The following is an 18,887-nucleotide window of genomic DNA, read 5'->3' on the forward strand; positions in this document are numbered from 1 at the left end:
CTATTAAATTTTTATACCGATTGTAGTAATGATTGAGCTAGATACTCTCCAGGTTTTACGCCCGGCAAGGCAAAAAAGTACCCGCCTCCAAAAGGTTTAATGTATTCCTCTAATGGCTCTCCATCCAATCGTTTTTGTGTGTCAATAAAGCCTTTTTGTAAATCAGCTTGATAAGAAATAAAGAGAAGCCCTACGTCTAATTGTCCTGATGGACTCGTGCTGTAAGAATAGCTATAACTACGACGCAGAATTAAAAACTCATCAAATCCATCGGTTCTAGGGTTAGCTAAACGCATATGTGAATCCAATGGAACACGCTTCCCTAAAGGATCGGAACCATAATCAGGATCATCACGTTCGTGTACTTTACCTAATGGCGCCCCACTATCTCTATTTCGACCGAAAATTGTTTCTTGTTCTTGTAATGGTGTTCTATCCCAACGCTCTACAAAAAATCGAATTAACCGGATGGCTTGATAGCTTCCGCCCATCGTCCATTCAGGCTCTTGTTTCGAATTCACCCATAACATTTTATCTAATGCAGCCGTATCAGATCCTGTCGGATTTATCGTGCCATCTTTAAAACCAAGTAGATTCGTTGGTGTCCTTTTACCCATTGATGCTGCCACATATGGTGATATAAAACCATCACGCCGCCAACGTACAGCTAGTGAAGCAGGAGTATGTTTAATGATATCTCGCAAAGCATGCATCGTGGTATCAGGACTATTAGCACAAATTTGAATTAATAAATCCCCATGACACCATTCTGATTTTAATCCATCATTAGAAAATTCAACCATTTTTTGTAGATGAATTGGTTTTTGATCATTAAGACCGAATCGTTCATCAAATAATGAATTCCCTACCGATACAGTGATGGTTAAATTATCTGGATGAATTTTAGGACCTAATATACCCGAATCCAAAGGTGGATATTGTGCATCTTTATGCGGTGCAACCCCACCCTGCATTAAAAACTCACAACGTTCGGTCAGTGTCTTAAAAAGCTCAACTAAACTTTCCTTATCCATTGCTATCACATCAAAGGCAATAAGCGATAAACTCGCTTGCTGTGGTGTTATGACACCGCTTTGATGTTGTCCATAAAATTCCTGTGAATAATTTTCGCTGTCAAATGCAGGTGTTAGTTCAGTGTTGATATCGGTATGACTATTTTCTGCTGCCGCTGCTCGAGCCATACCCGTTAATGCCAATGCACTTCCTGCTACCCCCAACATACCTTTTAATAATTTTCGTCTCTCAGGTTCTGTCGATATTGATTTTTCAGACGAGGTATGTTGGATTAAAGAATGAAACGGGCAATTCATGATTATTTATCCCCTATGAGATGTTGTGAAATTAACACTAAATCGTGATTTACTTTATTACGGACTAGGTCAATATTACCTTGCTGCCATTGCTTCATATCTTGCTGAACTTGGCTCAACAAACTAGCATCCACTTTAGTTAGCAGTGGCGATAGAACATCAATCCATTGTTGAATACTTCCCTGCTCACCTTGCCATTGATTCACAGAGAATTGATTTGATGAACTAGGCTTAGAGGAATGGGAGCTTGGTTCTGTGACTTGTTGTAATTGGGTGGATACCTCTATCGCGGTCAATGTTTGGCTACGCGCCACTTTTTTCCATTGTTCAATTTGCGTATTTAATCGCGTGATTTGTCCATCAGCCAGTAAATCTGTTTTATCTATATCGCTAAATGCTCCCATAAGTGAATGAGCACGATAGTAATCATCCGCGATCTCATCGGAGATCACCGGCTTATCTTGAGCCACCCACTGGCTTAGCTTTTGGGTTAAACGAATCAAGTAGAATTTATATTCTGCCGCCACCGTGATCATATCTTCTTGTTTAATCTGATAACGTTTATCTGAAGGATTAGATACCGATAACGTTCCTCTTGGATTGGTTAATAAACCACACGTTGTTTGATATTCACCTGGCTCTAGATTAACCGTCATTTTTTGATAAAAACCCGGAGCAATATTTTCCCGCTCAGCAACCACCATCACACCGTCTAGAATTTCCCACTCTAACGCTCTCATACTGTCATTTTTGATGATGAATTGCGTTTTTCCCGCTGGTAAATTCATTGTCATGGGTTGACACTGTTTATCTGTTACAGAGACCTTTACTTGCGGTAATTCATCAGCTTGCGCTGGAATACAGGTAAAGCCCATACCACCTAAGAGCAGTAATAAAATAGCCGCTTTAGAGCTGCGGCCATTGTTCGATAACATCATTTCCATTACGACTATCCCAACATCAGAGATGATTAATTTAAACCTAAAATTCCACGTAGCTGCGATAAATCTTCTGCCAGCACAGTAACAGGGCCTTGTAATAACTTACGGTCAGAATCCGATAATTTTTCATACGATTGAAAACCATCGCCAACACGATATTTAGCCAATATTCCGTCCACAGTGGCAAAGTTTTTATCCACTTTAGCGACCAACTTCGGATTTTCTTGGTCTAATAATGGACGAAGTAAATCAACAATTTTTTTAGCGCCGTCAACGTTAGCTTGGAAATCCCATAGATCGGTATGACTATAACGGTCTTCTTCACCACTGATTTTAGTCGCTGCGACTTCTTCAATTAAGGCTGCTGCGCCATCAACCACATTGCTTGGCGGAAAAGCGAGTTTAGTCAAGCGTGCTTCCAAATCTTTGACATCTGTTAATAGCTGCTTGGCATATTTATCCATACCATCGGTAGAATTATTCACCCAAAGTGCATGCTCAATACGGTGAAAACCTGAAAACTTCTCATCATTCTCACCTTTTTCATAATCATCTGCACGGGCATCCATACTGGCATCTAAATCGGCAAACAATTCGGCTACCGGTTCAATTCTTTCATAATGAACTCGCGCAGGTGCGTATAAGGTTTTTGCTTTCTCAACATCACCACTTTCAACTGCAGTCGTAAACAGTTCAGTATCTTTCACTAATTGTCCGACTTGATCGATCACGTACAATTTGTATTCTGTCATCGGCTCTACAAGAGCCGATTGATCCGTTGCAGCATTAGCTTGCAACGCAACAGTGGCAAGTAATGAGTGTAAAATAAAACGATTTAGCGCAGATTTCATATTAAACATTCCTGTGTTTAGTTAGAGGTTCCGTCTTGAACGATCGAAAATAGAACCAACCTAAAGCTGGTATTAGATATAAGAAATAAGTAAATACTTCACTCAATGTTGGTGTTTCTTGGTAACCAAATAGCCCTTCAAGCAAGGTACCAAAAACACTGTGAGTCGATAAAATAGTGCTCGCATCAAAAGCAAGAGATTGGAAATGATTCCAGATACCCGCTTCATGGAAAGCACGAATAGCACCGGCGGCAAGTCCGGCGGCCACAAATAAGATAAGTAACGCGGTCCAGCGGAAAAAGCTGGCAAGAGGCAGACGAACACCGCCCCAATATAAAAAACAACCAAGTAAAACTGCACTGGCTAATCCACAGAGTGCTCCCAATGGCGCCATGACGCCGACATCTTGTGAAAAAGCGGCAATAAGGAAAAAAACCGATTCCAACCCTTCACGAGAAACCGCTAAAAAAACCATTAAAATTAATGCCTTGACTTGGCCATCAGCTCGATTAATTGCCCCATCAACGGCATTTTTTAATTGCTGATTAATATGTTGGCCAGCGTGCTGCATCCAAAACACCATATACGTCAGCATAACAACAGCGATGGCAGCAACGATGCCCTCAAACAATTCTTGTTGTTGCTGGGGAAACTCACCACTCACTGCTTCAATTGCTAGCCCAAGTCCCGCACATAAAATAACGGCACAAACAATGCCAAGCCATACAAACTTCATCCACTGTTGCTGACCCGTTTTTTTAAGGTAGCTGGCAATCAAAACAACAATCAGAGTGGCTTCAAGCCCTTCTCGCAACATGATCAAATAGGGAACAAAAAACATACACAACACTTACCGATAATGAGAAGGCTTATCATTCTAATTATATTCCAATATGTGTCAATATGTTTCATAATATTTATATCTGTTACAAATCACCCAAATTAAAATGATTAAGATAGTGAGTCTTATTTATAGGTAGGAACGCGTAAGAATGGATATGACATAAACTATAGGCACAAAAAAAACCAGCAAAATCATGCTGGCTTTAAGAGATTAATTTCAATGTAAGTAACGCTTATGCTAAACGTTAGTTTGAATTCCGACAATCAGCCAAGGTGCATTTTGAGCTGTTAAATCACGCTCTAAATGCCAAACCTCATCAATGTCCTCTTCAAGACCTTCAACCGTATCACGATAGCGACCAGTAAACTGCAAGCTTAATTGAGCTTTAGATGCATCGTATTCGCCGCGCACAATTTCAGTATCCACATACATGACATCAGTATGCTGTTCACCCGTAAGTTGTGCACGTTCTTCTTTCAATTGCTCAAATAAGCTCGGCGACACATATTCTTCAATGGTTTCTAATTGATTAAAGTTCCACGCACCCTGTAAGGTTCGGTAATGCTCACGAGATCCTTCAACAAAAGCCGCTTTATCAAAGCCTGGAGGGAAATTATATGGCACATCTGATTGCCCAGTAGCGCCAAATCCACCTGTATTTTGTGGCTGTTCAAAATTTTGCACATTCGGTTGCTCAAATTGCTGACGATTCATCGCTCCAGCAGAATAAGCCGCTTGTGGCCCTCTATTCATCGAGCCTTGTTTCGCCCCCATCATGCCTCTAAATAACTTAAAGGCCACAAAAGCAATACCAGCCATGATTAAGATATCGAAGAATTGAATACCTTCAAAACCGCCACCCATAAACAATGAAGCCAATAAACCACCAGCCAGTAGACCACCTAACATCCCGCCCATCATACCGCCACGTTTAGTACCCGCAGCCGCTGGTTGTTTATTTAAGCTATTGGTATTTTGTACATTTTGTTTAGGTGCTGGTGCGGTTTTAAAGCTTTTACCAAATGACTTACCACCACCGAAGCGTTTCGCCTCTGCACTCGGCACTGACATCATAGTCACGGTCACCAATGCAACCATCATGACAAGAAAACGTTTCATAATATTCCTTTCTTATTAAATTGAAGAATCTAGAAGCATCATAATCCTTCTCTAACACGAGTCTACCGCTGCTATGTATCAGGATATTGCAAAACCAACTAAAATAGTCAGATAACATCTTGACCTTACACTGACAATCTCCGTATCATTCATCTAAACTACTGACTTAACTTACGGTTTTCCATGGCTAGAAGAAATGATCACACTCGTGAAGAGTTATTTGCGTTAACATTAGAAAAGGTGAATGATTTTTTAGAAACACGCCCTTATCATTCATTAAGTTTACGAAAGATCGCCACTATGATTGGTTATGTTCCTAGTACTCTGATTAATGTATTTGGCAGCTATAATCTACTGCTGCTAGAAGTAGTTGGGAAAACCCTCGATGAACTCTATCAAAAATATGAAGAAATTGAAGCTCAAAACTTAACGCCTCGCCAAACCTTAGAAGCATTTTCTCTATATTACTATGACTTTGCGATTGCTCAACCACACCGCTGGCAATTAGTTTTTGAGCATAACATGCATGGCGACCCGTTACCGTTGCATGCGGGAGAAAGGATATATCGCATAACGCAAATCTTAGAAAAACAAATTCTCGCGATGGAACCGACTCAAAATACACAAAAAGTAATCATGACAAGTCGAGTGATTTGGGGCGCAGTACACGGCATTACTGAGCTAAGTATTGGAGAACAGTTTTACACTCAATCCGACCTTGAAGGCAAAGCCTTGATTAAAAATTTTTTGGACAACTATTTTTCTGCATATGAATAAAATATATTAAATATCATTAATTAAGGCAGAACACTATGTCATCAGATTTATTAACTAAACGTCGTTTTCTGCCTTATTTTATCACTCAGTTTCTTGGTGCATTTAACGATAACATTTTCAAAAATACATTATTATTATTTGTCGCTTTCGCTGCCAGCAATACTCTTCCCGTTTCCTCCAACACTTTTATCAATCTTGCCGCTGGTCTCTTTATTCTGCCTTTTTTCCTCTTTTCTGCCGCCGCTGGGGTGCTCGCAGACAGATATGAAAAATCCAAACTCATTCGTATCATAAAGTTGGCAGAGGTTATTATTATGCTACTGGCCGTCATCGGGTTTTTATACCAAAGCTACCTAACTCTGTTAATTCTACTTTTTTTAATGGGGACTCAATCTGCATTTTTTGGCCCTGTAAAATACGCATTATTACCCCAACACTTAAAAGAAAAAGAATTAGTCTCCGGAAATGCATTAGTTGAAACGGGTACTTTTCTTGCTATTTTATTAGGTACAATTGTCGCAGGTTTCATTGCCGAATCAGAGCACGCAACAACGCTAGCAGCAACAATGGTCGTATTATTTTCAGTGCTTGGTTTTATGGCTAGTCGATTTATTCCAAACGCACCCACAGAATCTAGTCAACACGATTTTTGCTGGCAGCCTATTAAACAAACAAAACAAACATTCATCATTGCCAAGCAAGACAGCCACATTTATTTATCAATTATAGCTATTAGTTGGTTCTGGTTTCTAGGCGCTTGCTATTTAACACAATTTCCTAATTTTACAAAAGTACATTTACTTGGCAACCAAACCGGTGTTTCTTTATTACTAACATTGTTCTCGGTCGGTATCGCTGTAGGTTCACTGTTGTGTGCCAAATTATCCAACCAGCAAGTTCGTTTAAGCTTAGTCATATGGGGTGGAATACTCATTTCCATCTTTAGCTTCTTACTTGGCGCCACAACCCCTGCATTTATCGCCCCATCTAACTCCTTATGGGAATTTATAAGTAATCCATCACTATGGTTGGTCTTTGCAAGTTTATTCGGTCTAGGGGTTTCTGGCGGTCTATTTATTGTGCCTTTATATACTCAGATGCAAGTTCTAGCACAACCCCATCAACGAGCCCAAGTCATAGCTGCTAATAATATTTATAACGCAATATTTATGGTGGGAAGTGCTGTTATTAGCATTATATGTTTGAGTCTTCTTCATCTGTCGATCCCAAACTTCTTCGAACTACTAGCCCTGTTTAATGCATTGGTTATCTTGCTTATATATAGAAAGATTAAACATTAAAGTGGCTTGATCTAAGAGCACGAATCATTACTTCGTTTAGAATAACTAAACGTAATGTTAAATATATTAAACTTAACTGTTCGTTAAAATTAGGTATGATCAAACTCTCTTTTACTTCCTTATAATAGGTTTTTTATGACTTACTACCTACGCCAATATGGTCTTTTCACTTTTGCGGCACTGATGTGTTTTACGCCATGGGTCGACTCACCTATCGCGCTCATCATCGGTTTCCTATTAACCTCTTTTGGGTTTGTTCCCCACACTATCCCTTTAACTAAGCTCACTAAAAAATTACTGGCTTACTCTATCGTTGGTTTAGGTTTTGGTATCAATATTCAACAGGCAATTACCGCCACAGAAAATGGTTTCGGTATCATCGTAAGTACTATTTTCAGCACCTTGATCATCGGTACTTTATTGGCTAAGCGTATGGGATTAGAAAGAGAAACTGGGCACTTAATTGCGTCAGGTACAGCAATTTGTGGCGGGAGTGCGATTGCAGCGGTTGCTCCTGCAATTAACGCAAAAGATCAGCCTGTGGCCATGTCTTTAGCGGTCGTCTACGTATTAAACTCAATCGCATTATTCTTATTCCCTGTTATTGGGCATGCATTGGGTTTAAGTCAGACTCAATTTGGTACTTGGGCTGCCATTGCCATTCACGATACCTCTTCGGTTGTCGGAGCGGCGCAAGCCTATGGGGAGCAATCTCTACAAATCGCTACAACATTAAAATTAGCACGCGCGTTATGGATTGTTCCTGTCGCATTCATTAGTGCATTAATGTTTAAGAATGACAGCAAGAAAATCACCATTCCATTCTTTATCCTATTTTATTGCGCCGCCATTGTGTTCAGTGATCAAGTGCCACAATTTAGTCACGTTTATCATGCTATTTATGATTTTGCTAAACAGACTTTAGTACTATGTTTATTCTTAATAGGTTGTGGTATTTCGATTCAAAAACTAAAAGATACTGGTCCTAAACCGATGATATTTGGTGTGGTTTTGTGGATCATTATTTCAGTAAGTTCGTTAACTTGGATCCTAACTCACATTCAATAATCATTCCCAACCAGTATTGTTTAACAGCACATCTAAACATGGGGTTCATATTGAGTCTCATGTTTTAATGCTTTCTTTGCTCGTTGATATTTAAATGCTGCAACAACAACCAATGCGAACGCTATGAACTCTGCAAGAGCAGAAACTATCCCTTCTGAATAAATCGATATTGCAATTAGCGCAAATATCGCCACTATCAATGTCGTCTTCATACCCCATCCTTTGAAAGTTAATTATGCAATTTCAATGGCGTTAAGTATGGAGTAAGCATTGGTAAATGAATAAATTCAGTTTTGGACTAATTCATAACCATTAGTTTTCAATTTTTAATTTAGGTCATTTTATTTTGCAGATGCTGAGCATAATAATCTTTAAGATCAGCACGAGAAATTTTAATCCCAGTAGAAAGTAAATCCTCAGGCAATAAATAATAAATATCTGGACACTTAAACTTATCCAAATAAGGCTGCAAGAAAGTTTGATAATCTGAGCCTTGTAATAATTTATTAGTTTGTAAAAATGCGACAGGACGATGACCATATTGCTGATTAACGATAGGAATAACCAATACTTGTTGGATATCGGGATGCTTAGCAAGCGCCGCTTCAATTTCCTCACAGTGAATATTCTCACCACCCGAAATAAATAAATTATCGGATCTACCTAGCACTTCAATTTCCATTAAACCACCTGCAACCTCATGCTTCATACCCAAATCTTTAGTATCAAACCAAGGCTGAGCACCTGTCACTAAAGGTGTGATCTTGCCATAAGACAAGTACCCAACTGCTAATGTTTCACCCGCCACATAGATGCGGCCATCTTCAATTTTTACTTTCCGATGAGGTAATACATGACCAGAGGTCGCTGAACCATCGCATTTTTTGGCAATCACGTTTGAGGCAGTCTCTGTCATCCCATATCCAACCCAACATTCAATCCCTTGCTTTATCGCTGTTTCTGTTAACGGTAAAGGAATATGTGCCCCCCCCAATAACACCCGTTTAAGTGAACTTGGTTTCCCTTCAGCTAATAAATTCTGTAGCTGAACAGGGACTAAAGAGGCATGCGTAACAAGTTGAATATCTTGCGATAACTGACCAGTGCCAATAACTAATTGCGCACCTTGATTAAGCCAACGCCAAATAATCGACAATCCTGAGACATGGTACATAGGCAAACTTAATAGCCATGAATCTTTAGAGGTAAACTCAAATTCCGAGGTTAAGCCCTTCGCACTTGCTAAATGCTGACTTGCCGAATGCACCACAGCTTTAGGGACACCGGTTGAGCCTGAAGTAAAAACAATGCTGGCAAGATTGCTGTTCTTGTAATGAGTAAAATTCATTGACTCTAAATGAGCCGAGCTTGAATGAATGGAGACGTTTGATTTTAAAAAACGAAGTAGAGATCCAGATAGCATCGATGCATCAAGAGCGGAACAACCTTCTCCTAGCCATATAAATTGTACCTGAATGATCGATAATTTTTGCTGAATGAGATCTCGTGATTGAGGCGGTATTAATGCGCACAGCGCACCAAGTCGTAAACAAGCTAGGTAAAGGATCACCAAGTCATGGTGATTTTTCCCAATCGCGGCAACCACACTTGATTGCACGACACCCTGCAGGGCTAATTGCTCTGCCATATTTTGAACGAAAAGATCCAACTGAGGCCAAGTATAGCAACCTTGTGGCGTTATCAATGCAATTGCTTTATCTGACTGGGGTTGCTTGTTCTGAGTCGTTTTTTGGCACCAATGCTGAATCAGATCCATCGTTTTGTTACTCAATTTATCGTGCATGATATAAAAACATGTCTATTAACATCTAAATTCTAAGATCTTAATACACATCGACTAGGCACTCGTCCAGACTTGTTCTTGCTGCAGCAGTGAGACAACGGGCAACGTACTTTCCGGCCAAGGAACTTGCAGTTGAACTTGAAATAATTGCAATGTATCTAAACCTGGCAATTGTTGCGGCGTTTTCCATGCAGCTAAACGGGCAAGTTGTGTTAATCCAATCGTAGATTCTAAACTTGAACTAATCACTACTTGTATATCATGCTGTGCTGCCAGTTCAATTAATTGAAAACAACGAGCAATAGAACCAATTAAGGTAGGTTTAATCACAATAGTATCCACGCCAGCATGGCATAAATTCTCAAAGCTAAAATCAGCTTGTGTTGCTTGCTCTTGCACGGTTTCATCCCAAGCGATATTAATACCAGTTTGTTGTGAAAATTGCAGGCTCTGCTCGAAGGTTTGACAAGGCTCTTCTAAAAAAGCAATTCGAGCACGTAGCTCTGGATCGATATAGTGGGCAAATTTCAATGCCTTTTCCAATGACCAACTACGGTTCGCATCTAGACGTAGAAAGAGATCGGGAATCGATTCTAAAAATAAATTCACCAACATGCCATCACGAATAGGTTCGTATAAACCGACTTTCACTTTCGCCACTTTTTGTTGCGCTTGCTGCTGTTTTGATAAAAGTGGATCTACCGTCATTTTTTCAAATACAGGCAGTAATTCGTCTGGATCACCCGTACATAATGGCGCCGCAAGATATTGTCCTTGCGCTGGTAATCCGCCAGACAGTTCTAGCTGAGCGATAGATAACCCAAATGCAACCGAAGGGAATAAACTATTAAATTCAGGCCATTGCCCAGAGGATTGCCATATTTCCAATAATGGTAATAACTGATCTTGTGCCTGATCAACCGACTCCAAACTAAAACTAGGTAATGGCGCAATCTCACCATAAACAGTACGACCCTTTTCAGTCAGCTCAATAATTAAACCATCACGTTGAGATAAACGTTGCTGACGAACGATCACACCGCTGTCCATTGGCAGTTTATAGCGATAAAGAGTGGCTTGACGAATTGTTTGCATCATAAGAAACCATGTTAAATAGAATCAATAAATAGAAAGTAAAAAGGCATGTAATTATCATCACACGCCTTACTCAAATATATATGCCTCTTACTTGGATATAGAGAACAACAAATCTTATCGCTTATTTTTTAAAACCAAGTGACTGGATAAAATCATCAACCAATTGGGCATATTGCTGCGGTTGTTCATTATGCGCATTATGACCGGCATTGATCACTTCCTTAGTATTCAGACCACTTTGCTCCGCTACCGATTTAAATTTTTCATCATGCTCACCATATAAATACAATAAAGGAAGGGGCTGCGCTTTTAAATCATCCAATAAATAAGGCTGCTTAGATAACGAGGTAGCACGCAACATACATCCTAATTGAGACCCTAAATTATCACTTCTGACCTCAACTAAATCTTCACGCTGATCTTCGGTTAGAGAAGAAAATACACCCTGCTGATACCAATCATATAACACTTCATCAATGGCTTCGGTAGCAAAACGCTTTGACCAATGTTTATCGCCTTCCCAACGTAAAAGCCTATCCTCTTCATTTTGAAAACCAAAACTTCCGCCTTCAAAAATAGCCGCTTTCACGTTCAATTCAGGTAATGCTTTTTTAGCAATCGCGTACATGCCAATACGAGCACCTAAAGAATAACCAACCAGAACTAGCGAGGAGTTCAACGCTAAATTACGCTTTTTCAATTGCGCTAATACGGTAAGCTGAATTTGTTGGCAAGCTGCATCAAAATCAATGACTTCACAATACTTACTCATTCCATGGCAAGGCAAGTCAACTTGGATCGACTGAGGTATTTTTAGATAAGACAAACACTCTTGCCAATCTAGCGTTGATCCTAAAAACCCATGCAAAAAAACCGGAATCGGCTGAACTGAATCCACTTCATTTGATTTATCGACTACTTGGCTATACAACATGATCTTTTACCGCCTGTACAATGGTTTGAATTTGGGTGGATGCTTGCTCTGGTGCTGTTACCACTTCAATGACTAAAGCTGCCTGTGTATCGCCTTGACTAAAACGTTCCACATAATTTTGTATGCTATCTAAACACTGACTGAACTGTGTCGGTTGCGCGTAATCTAAGCCAAATTGTTTTGCTGAAAACTCAAACTGATAGCCGTGTGGCATTTGATAAAGAGTCTGTTTTTGTGCATCTGGAACGGGTAATAGATCAAAAATCGCCCCGCCATCATTATTAGTTACAATCACCACATGTGGCTTAGAAACATGAGATAACAGCGCTAAAGAATTCAGATCATACAATAATGACATATCACCAATGAGAGTTAACATCGCTTGTTGATTGCCTCGTTGCACACCAGCAGAAGTAGCAATAAGCCCATCAATACCAGAAGCACCTCGATTAGTATAAACCGATGTATCCGGTATCGCACTGAGCATGTCGACAAGACGGACAATCAAACTGTTACCAATGAATAAATCAGCTGAATTTAGCCGCGATAGAATCTGACCCAACTGTAGAGCAAGCTGGCATTCAGTCAGCCCCTTATCAACAATTCCAGTATCAACGACTTCATCTTGAGCGGTTAACTTTAACGCCGCATGCTGGACTACAAAAGCCGCCGCTTGTATATCATCTCCCCAACCATAGGTTTCACAACGCTGACCTTGTATTGCGCTTTCTAATAATCGCACCGAATCTTCCACTGAAGCAACGGTTCGTAATTGTGGCAGATGATCGGAGTTTAGAACACTGTTCGAGGGATCAAATACCCAATAAGGACAAGTATCATGGTTTGCCATCGAGCGGATCCAAAAACCTAAGCGTTTAGATACGAAACGAGCGCCAAACTGTAAAATACAATCCGCTTGAGATAACCGTTTTTGATAACTTTCATGCTGCAGCCAGAGATCATAATGAGCCCAATGACTGGTTATCCCGCTTTGTGGGTCACTCAATAAAGGCCAGCCTAACTGTTGAGCTAATTTCCGAGCATAACAAGCTTGTCCAAAAGGAACTTTACCGATAACAATCACACCCTTTTTCCGGCTAAGTTGATTTAATAAGGTTTGTTGCCTTTCATTCTCAACTTCAGCAATGCGAATGCTCTTAACGCCATCATTGACTTGATTCATGGGCGTGCATTGGTTTGAATTAAACTCGGCATCCAATAAGGATTTTTTCAAATAAGGTAAATATTGAGATTTCTCTTGCTCAGATTGTATATAAAGCGGTTCAGGATAGGGGCAGTTAATATGTAAAGCGCCACCGTATTGCATTTGTAAATTCAAACCTGATTGAATTTCACCTAAACAGTCAGCCAATGATGATTCAATACTTGGGCTTGGCAAATGGATACTTTTGACAACATGAGAAGAAAAAATACCTTGTTGCTGAATCGCTTGATTTGCCCCAACGCCAATAAGATCTTCCGGTCTATCTGCTGTCAATAAAACCAATGCCTCTCCAGTCAGCCCCGTTTCAGCTACCGCGGGTAATAAGTTTGCAACGGCCGTTCCAGATGTAACAATGACCGCCACACGTTGTGGAGAATCTTTGGCTTGCGCTGATTTTGCAAGGCCTAAAGCCAGAAAAGCCAGACCTCGTTCATCAAAATGAGTATGAATGGTGACCCCACGACGCTGCGCAAGCTCTAAGGCTTCTAGGCTTAATGGCGTAGAACGCGATCCCGGCGCAATACAAATGTGCTTAACATCATGGCTAGCCAAAACGTCTAAAATAGCTTGCGCCCAAATACGGTTGATTCCAGCCTGACTCACGCGGGCTCCTCATTATCATTATGTTCAGAAATAAGACTCAGTAACGTCGCCGTTTTACGATTAAGCTCCTGCCATTCATATTTAGCTTCAGAACCAGTGACAATTCCTGCCCCAGCGTAAAGCTTCACGGTATTGTCATTGATCAACGCACTGCGAATCGCAACACAAAACTCGGCTTTTTCATGCCCAAAGTAGCCGACAGAGCCACTATACCAGCCTCGAGTAAATGGCTCATTCATTCGAATAAATTGAATTGCATCTTCTCTCGGCAACCCAGCCATGGCGGCGGTAGGCTGCAAAGCCGAAAGTAAATGTATTCCTTTAATTCCTAATTTAAGTCTGGCATGAATACGCCGAATAAGATGTTGAACTTTTCTGAGTCGAATCAACTGCACATCAGTTTGAACATCAATACTTTCAGTATGAGGCGCTAAACATTGAACAATATCATCCACCACAATTTGATTTTCACGTAAATTCTTATCATCCGATAATAGCCATTGTGACAAGCGCGCATCGTCATCAGGATTATCGCTACGTCCAACCGTACCTGCTAATGCCTCCGTTTCTAACATATCGTCAATGCGACTGTACAAGCGCTCTGGTGTCGATCCGGTAAAACCATGATGGTCAGAAAATGATAATAAAAAATGAAAACTATTGTGGTTAATTGCCCGACTTGCTTTTAAAAGATGAGAAGCTCTAATGGGGGCTGGTAACTCGACTCGTGTTTTTCGAGCTAAGACTACTTTTTCAAATTCATCGTGATTTATAGCCGTTAGTGCTTTATTGACGATATGCTGCCATTCGTTAAATTGAGGAGAGTAATGAATGGTGCCAATTTGAGTCTGTAGTGGCGGGATCTCGCTATAATCCATTTTTAATTGATATAGAGCATGTAAGATTCGTTGTGGATCGTTCGATAAATTAACGTTTAGAGTCCAGATTTCATCCTGTCGACTCAATTCAATAATAGGTAGGAAGAAGTAACATGACTGGCGCTGAGTCTTCGATTGCTCATGGTCGAAAGCTTTACCACCCCATACTCTTTGATTCTCACCTAAAATAGTATACGCAGCGAGAGGATCGGTAAATGAATGCAATTGATCCAACACGACAACTTCTTCGCGACTATCACGAGATTGCCAATAAAACTTAGGAAATAAAGGCTGGGCTTCTAGCCAATCAATACCACTAAAATCACTGGGTATAGTAACCACTTCACTCAGGCGGGTTCCCTCCAGTACTGGTTCGCTTTCTACTCGCTCAATTAAAGATAAAATCACTCGATGCAATTCAGACAAGCCAACCTCTCACTCTATTTTCACTACTTTAAAGCTTAAACTAATTTTTAATTATTCTAATGGTTAGCCACTTGATATGACAGCGATTTTGGATCTAATTAGGTCACAATTTAAGTATTCAGTTGTCTCAAATCAAACAATCAGCTGATATCAATAAATAAATCATTAAGACTGCGTTTCCTTTCGGTTTTAAGGCCAATAATCATTCAGATAAAAATACTACTCATTTTGCTATCTCTGCCTGCATTTTCAGTGGTTTGCGCCTAAAAAATAGTGTAACTTAAATCACACTATTTTTTCACCACCTGAGAGCTGCCATGAAAAACATCGAGATGTCATCAAAACTCGATAATGTTTGTTACGACATTCGAGGTCCAATCTTAAAACATGCCAAACGCATGGAAGAAGAAGGGCAAAAAATATTAAAACTCAATATTGGCAACCCCGCCCCATTTGGTTTTGCTGCCCCTGATGAAATCTTAGTTGATGTAATTCGTAACCTGCCTACCTCTCAAGGTTATTGTGACTCCAAAGGTATTTATTCTGCGCGTAAAGCGGTCGTACAGCATTATCAAAAATTAGGGTTACGTGATTTAGAAGTTGAAGATGTCTATATTGGTAATGGCGCTTCAGAGCTGATCGTAATGTCACTGCAAGCCTTACTAAATAATGGTGACGAGATATTAATCCCCGCGCCAGATTATCCATTATGGACAGCTGCCGCATCACTCGCAGGTGGAAAACCGGTTCATTATATTTGTGATGAATCTTCCGATTGGTATCCAGATTTAGACGATATTAAGAAAAAAATCACACCAAACACTCGTGGTATTGTACTGATAAATCCCAACAACCCAACTGGTGCGGTATACAGCCGAGACTTTTTGGTACAAGTGGTTGAGATTGCACGCCAGCATGGGCTGATTATTTTTGCTGATGAAATTTACGATAAAGTTCTCTATGACGGCGCAACTCACACTTCAATTGCTACACTAGCCGACGATGTTTTAATGGCAACCTTCAATGGTTTGTCTAAAGCTTATCGTGTTTGTGGCTTCCGTGGTGGCTGGATGTTCTTAACCGGCCCTAAACATTTAGCAAAAGGCTATGTGGATGGCCTGGATATGCTCGCGTCAATGCGACTATGTGCCAACGTACCAATGCAACACGCGATTCAAACGGCGCTAGGCGGTTACCAAAGTATTAATGAATTACTCCTACCTGGTGGACGCTTATTGGAACAACGAAATAAAGCGTATGAACTGATCACACAGATCCCGGGTATTACTTGTGTAAAACCGAAAGGTGCGATGTATTTATTTCCAAAAATCGACACTAAAAAATACAAAATCAAAGATGATGCCAAAATGGTGCTTGATTTCTTAATTCAAGAAAAAGTGCTTCTGGTTCAAGGTACTGGCTTTAACTGGAAGCAACCCGATCACTTCCGCATTGTCACTTTACCGTATGTAGAAGATTTAGAAATCGCGATCGGACGTTTCGAACGGTTCTTGTCAACCTACTCTCAATAATTATGCCTCAGGCTTCAGCTTTTAAACTGAAGCCTGTTTTGTATTCTTCTCAAGCATCTATATCTTCTCAAGCATCGACAATAGCAAGAGGCCGTATGAATACCGAATCTAAACTCCATGCCCAGCTTTCAACATCAGATCAACCAAGTCATTTCTTTGCCCACCTTGCACGGATGAAGCTTATCCAACGTTGGCCATTAATGCGTTCAATCTCAGCCGAAAATATTTCCGAACATAGCTTACAAGTCGCCTTTGTGGGTCATGCTCTGGCGATCATAAAAAATAAAAAATTTGGCGGTAAGGTAAATCCTGAACGAATTGCCTTGCTCGGCATGTATCACGATACAAGTGAAGTATTAACCGGCGACTTGCCGACACCAGTGAAATACCACAATCCCGAAATTGCGAAAGAATATAAGAAAATTGAATTAGAAGCAGAAAAAAGATTGGTTTCGATGCTGCCTGAAGAACTACAAGAAGATTTCGCTCCTTTTTTAATTAGTGATTCCATCCATCCTGAAGAGCAAGCGCTAGTGAAACAAGCCGATAGCTTATGCGCTTATTTAAAATGCCTAGAGGAACTTTCGGTTGGTAACCATGAATTTGAACAAGCTAAAGCACGCTTATTACTGACCCTAAAAGAACGTGAGACGCCTGAAATGCGTTATTTTTTAACCGTTTTTGCACCAAGCTTTGAGCTAACCTTAGATGAGATAAGTTAATTAAAAACCTTTAATGAGGGAAAGTATGTCTAAACCACCTTCTGTATCCAAACCATCTAATACATCCGTCAATACTGCATCGATCGATATCTCTAATAGCATGATCTGGCAAGCTCGCATGAATAACGAGCAGAAATTAAGACGAAATGATCACCGTGATGTATTTCAACGCGATCGAGCTCGAGTTCTTCACTCTGCTGCTTTTCGTCGCTTACAAGCCAAAACTCAAGTACATAGTACCGGACATAATGATTTCTATCGCACTCGCCTCACACACTCCTTAGAAGTGTCTCAAATAGGTACTGGCATTTTAGAGCAAATAAGACGTAAACAACCTCAATATTCAGAAATATTACCCGACTCTAGTTTGATCGAGACACTGTGTTTGGCACATGATATTGGCCACCCTCCTTTTGGTCATGGTGGTGAAGTCGCGCTTAATTATATGCTGCGTCACCATGGTGGATTTGAAGGTAATGCACAAACCTTCCGAATTGTCAGTCAACTCGAACCTTATACTGAAAAAAATGGGATGAATCTTGCTCGTCGTACTTTATTAGGCTTACTGAAGTATCCTGCATTAATTAGCCAAGTACAGTCGTCGATTCGCCCGCCTGATGTCGCAACGCCACGACAACTCAAAGCTAATGACTGGTTGCCAGCAAAAGGGATTTACGACATTGATCAAGCATTTTTAAAATGGGTGCTTGAACCACTATCTCTTAGCGATCAAGCTGCGCTTTCGACTCTACGTCCAATAGTTTTAAATCCAGAAGGTGAAAACAGTACCCCTTATGCTCATCATAAAACTCGCTTTAAATCCTTAGATTGTTCCATCATGGAACTCGCCGATGATATTGCTTATGGTGTGCACGATTTAGAAGATGCCATCGTATTAAATATGATCTCTCGTAAACAATGGCAGGAAGGTGCGGCCAGTCAATTAGCCGAGTGCGGTGATGAATGGTTTGAGAAAAATATCGATACCTTAAGCGAAAAATTATTTTCAGGTAAACATCATCATCGTAAAGATGCGATTGGGGGAATCGTCAACGCCTTACTCACCAGTATTAATCTCGATACCGTTAATTCTGATCAACCTTTTGATACCCCCTTACTCAACATCAACGCTTATATGGATGCACCCGTTGCTGGTGCGCTAGAAGTGTTTAAGCAATTTGTTTTTCAAAATGTCATTTATGCCCCAGAAGTTCAGCAATTTGAATATAAAGGGCAACAAATTATTATGGATATTTTCGAAGCATTAAATGCCGATCCAATGCGGTTATTACCAAATGCAACGAAGGAAAAATGGCGACAAGCCGAAAATGATCACCAGGGTGGCATTCGAGTTCTAGCCGATTACATTTCAGCGATGACCGATGGTTACGCACAGCGAATGCATCAGCAATTATTTTCAGCGATTTGATAAA

General features: G+C 40.3%; 16 protein-coding genes and 1 pseudogene. 6 read left to right on the forward strand and 11 right to left on the reverse strand.

From position 1 onward, the window contains the following. Positions 1-11 precede the first annotated feature (11 nt). From efeB to FH976_RS10285, 5 genes are all read right to left on the reverse strand, one after another. Entirely contained in the window at positions 12-1,331 is a 1,320-nt protein-coding gene (gene efeB, locus FH976_RS10265; RefSeq protein ID WP_194090764.1) for an iron uptake transporter deferrochelatase/peroxidase subunit, read from the reverse strand. A 2-nt stretch (positions 1,332-1,333) separates the two neighbouring features. Continuing rightward, positions 1,334-2,275, reverse strand: a complete 942-nt coding sequence (locus FH976_RS16060) for a cupredoxin domain-containing protein (protein ID WP_324187426.1) — start codon at positions 2,273-2,275, stop codon at positions 1,334-1,336. 26 nt (positions 2,276-2,301) lie between these two features. After that, complete coding sequence (gene efeO / locus FH976_RS10275) at positions 2,302-3,123, reverse strand: iron uptake system protein EfeO (RefSeq protein ID WP_194090765.1); 822 nt, start codon at positions 3,121-3,123, stop codon at positions 2,302-2,304. A gap of 1 nt (position 3,124) precedes the next feature. Continuing rightward, positions 3,125-3,964 (reverse strand): iron uptake transporter permease EfeU, encoded by an 840-nt coding sequence (efeU, locus tag FH976_RS10280; protein WP_194090766.1) that lies wholly within the window; start codon positions 3,962-3,964, stop codon positions 3,125-3,127. Between the two features lie 240 nt (positions 3,965-4,204). Further along, entirely contained in the window at positions 4,205-5,086 is an 882-nt protein-coding gene (locus tag FH976_RS10285) for a Tim44 domain-containing protein (RefSeq protein WP_194090767.1), read from the reverse strand. A gap of 183 nt (positions 5,087-5,269) precedes the next feature. On the opposite strand from FH976_RS10285, the gene FH976_RS10290 reads away from it, so the two are divergent. From FH976_RS10290 to FH976_RS10300, 3 genes and pseudogenes are all read left to right on the forward strand, one after another. Beyond that, positions 5,270-5,863, forward strand: coding sequence for a TetR/AcrR family transcriptional regulator (locus FH976_RS10290; protein WP_194090768.1), 594 nt, complete (start codon positions 5,270-5,272; stop codon positions 5,861-5,863). Positions 5,864-5,898: 35 nt separating this feature from the next. After that, positions 5,899-7,155, forward strand: a pseudogene (locus FH976_RS10295) (MFS transporter); the annotation flags it as partial. A gap of 144 nt (positions 7,156-7,299) precedes the next feature. Then, positions 7,300-8,232, forward strand: coding sequence for a YeiH family protein (locus FH976_RS10300; RefSeq protein ID WP_194090770.1), 933 nt, complete (start codon positions 7,300-7,302; stop codon positions 8,230-8,232). A 32-nt stretch (positions 8,233-8,264) separates the two neighbouring features. On the opposite strand, the gene FH976_RS10305 is transcribed toward FH976_RS10300, so the two are convergent. From FH976_RS10305 to FH976_RS10330, 6 genes are all read right to left on the reverse strand, one after another. After that, positions 8,265-8,444, reverse strand: a complete 180-nt coding sequence (locus FH976_RS10305) for a hypothetical protein (RefSeq protein ID WP_194090771.1) — start codon at positions 8,442-8,444, stop codon at positions 8,265-8,267. A gap of 119 nt (positions 8,445-8,563) precedes the next feature. Continuing rightward, positions 8,564-10,036 carry an o-succinylbenzoate--CoA ligase gene (gene menE, locus FH976_RS10310; RefSeq protein WP_228767405.1) on the reverse strand — a complete coding sequence of 491 codons (1,473 nt, stop codon included), beginning with the start codon at positions 10,034-10,036 and terminating at the stop codon, positions 8,564-8,566. A 54-nt stretch (positions 10,037-10,090) separates the two neighbouring features. After that, on the reverse strand, positions 10,091-11,122 hold the full coding sequence (gene menC / locus FH976_RS10315; RefSeq protein WP_194090793.1) for an o-succinylbenzoate synthase: 1,032 nt from the start codon (positions 11,120-11,122) through the stop codon (positions 10,091-10,093). Between the two features lie 133 nt (positions 11,123-11,255). After that, a complete protein-coding gene (gene menH, locus FH976_RS10320) occupies positions 11,256-12,068 on the reverse strand; it encodes a 2-succinyl-6-hydroxy-2,4-cyclohexadiene-1-carboxylate synthase (protein WP_194090772.1) in 813 nt (270 codons plus the stop codon). Then, a complete protein-coding gene (gene menD, locus FH976_RS10325) occupies positions 12,058-13,896 on the reverse strand; it encodes a 2-succinyl-5-enolpyruvyl-6-hydroxy-3-cyclohexene-1-carboxylic-acid synthase (protein ID WP_194090773.1) in 1,839 nt (612 codons plus the stop codon). Before menD ends, menH begins: the two co-directional genes overlap by 11 nt. Further along, entirely contained in the window at positions 13,893-15,200 is a 1,308-nt protein-coding gene (locus FH976_RS10330) for an isochorismate synthase (RefSeq protein WP_194090774.1), read from the reverse strand. Before FH976_RS10330 ends, menD begins: the two co-directional genes overlap by 4 nt. 317 nt (positions 15,201-15,517) lie before the next feature. Between FH976_RS10330 and FH976_RS10335 the strand changes: the two genes are divergently transcribed. The 3 genes from FH976_RS10335 (at position 15,518) to FH976_RS10345 (ending at position 18,883) form a co-directional block, all read left to right on the forward strand. After that, positions 15,518-16,732 carry a pyridoxal phosphate-dependent aminotransferase gene (locus FH976_RS10335; RefSeq protein ID WP_194090775.1) on the forward strand — a complete coding sequence of 405 codons (1,215 nt, stop codon included), beginning with the start codon at positions 15,518-15,520 and terminating at the stop codon, positions 16,730-16,732. Between the two features lie 95 nt (positions 16,733-16,827). Next, a complete protein-coding gene (gene yfbR / locus FH976_RS10340; RefSeq protein ID WP_194090776.1) occupies positions 16,828-17,454 on the forward strand; it encodes a 5'-deoxynucleotidase in 627 nt (208 codons plus the stop codon). 100 nt (positions 17,455-17,554) lie between these two features. Continuing rightward, positions 17,555-18,883, forward strand: coding sequence for an anti-phage deoxyguanosine triphosphatase (locus FH976_RS10345; RefSeq protein ID WP_194090794.1), 1,329 nt, complete (start codon positions 17,555-17,557; stop codon positions 18,881-18,883). Positions 18,884-18,887: the final 4 nt, after the last annotated feature.

This window comes from Vibrio hibernica, from assembly GCF_015223435.1.
GTDB classification, from domain to species: domain Bacteria; phylum Pseudomonadota; class Gammaproteobacteria; order Enterobacterales; family Vibrionaceae; genus Vibrio; species Vibrio hibernica.

Coding starts and splice junctions, on each gene's coding strand:
- efeB (WP_194090764.1), bottom strand. CDS start 1,331: ATGAATTGCCCGTTTCATTCTTTAATCCAACATACCTCGTCTGAAAAA.
- FH976_RS16060 (WP_324187426.1), bottom strand. CDS start 2,275: ATGGAAATGATGTTATCGAACAATGGCCGCAGCTCTAAAGCGGCTATT.
- efeO (WP_194090765.1), bottom strand. CDS start 3,123: ATGAAATCTGCGCTAAATCGTTTTATTTTACACTCATTACTTGCCACT.
- efeU (WP_194090766.1), bottom strand. CDS start 3,964: ATGTTTTTTGTTCCCTATTTGATCATGTTGCGAGAAGGGCTTGAAGCC.
- FH976_RS10285 (WP_194090767.1), bottom strand. CDS start 5,086: ATGAAACGTTTTCTTGTCATGATGGTTGCATTGGTGACCGTGACTATG.
- FH976_RS10290 (WP_194090768.1), top strand. CDS start 5,270: ATGGCTAGAAGAAATGATCACACTCGTGAAGAGTTATTTGCGTTAACA.
- FH976_RS10300 (WP_194090770.1), top strand. CDS start 7,300: ATGACTTACTACCTACGCCAATATGGTCTTTTCACTTTTGCGGCACTG.
- FH976_RS10305 (WP_194090771.1), bottom strand. CDS start 8,444: ATGAAGACGACATTGATAGTGGCGATATTTGCGCTAATTGCAATATCG.
- menE (WP_228767405.1), bottom strand. CDS start 10,036: ATGCACGATAAATTGAGTAACAAAACGATGGATCTGATTCAGCATTGG.
- menH (WP_194090772.1), bottom strand. CDS start 12,068: ATGTTGTATAGCCAAGTAGTCGATAAATCAAATGAAGTGGATTCAGTT.
- FH976_RS10335 (WP_194090775.1), top strand. CDS start 15,518: ATGAAAAACATCGAGATGTCATCAAAACTCGATAATGTTTGTTACGAC.
- yfbR (WP_194090776.1), top strand. CDS start 16,828: ATGAATACCGAATCTAAACTCCATGCCCAGCTTTCAACATCAGATCAA.
- FH976_RS10345 (WP_194090794.1), top strand. CDS start 17,555: ATGATCTGGCAAGCTCGCATGAATAACGAGCAGAAATTAAGACGAAAT.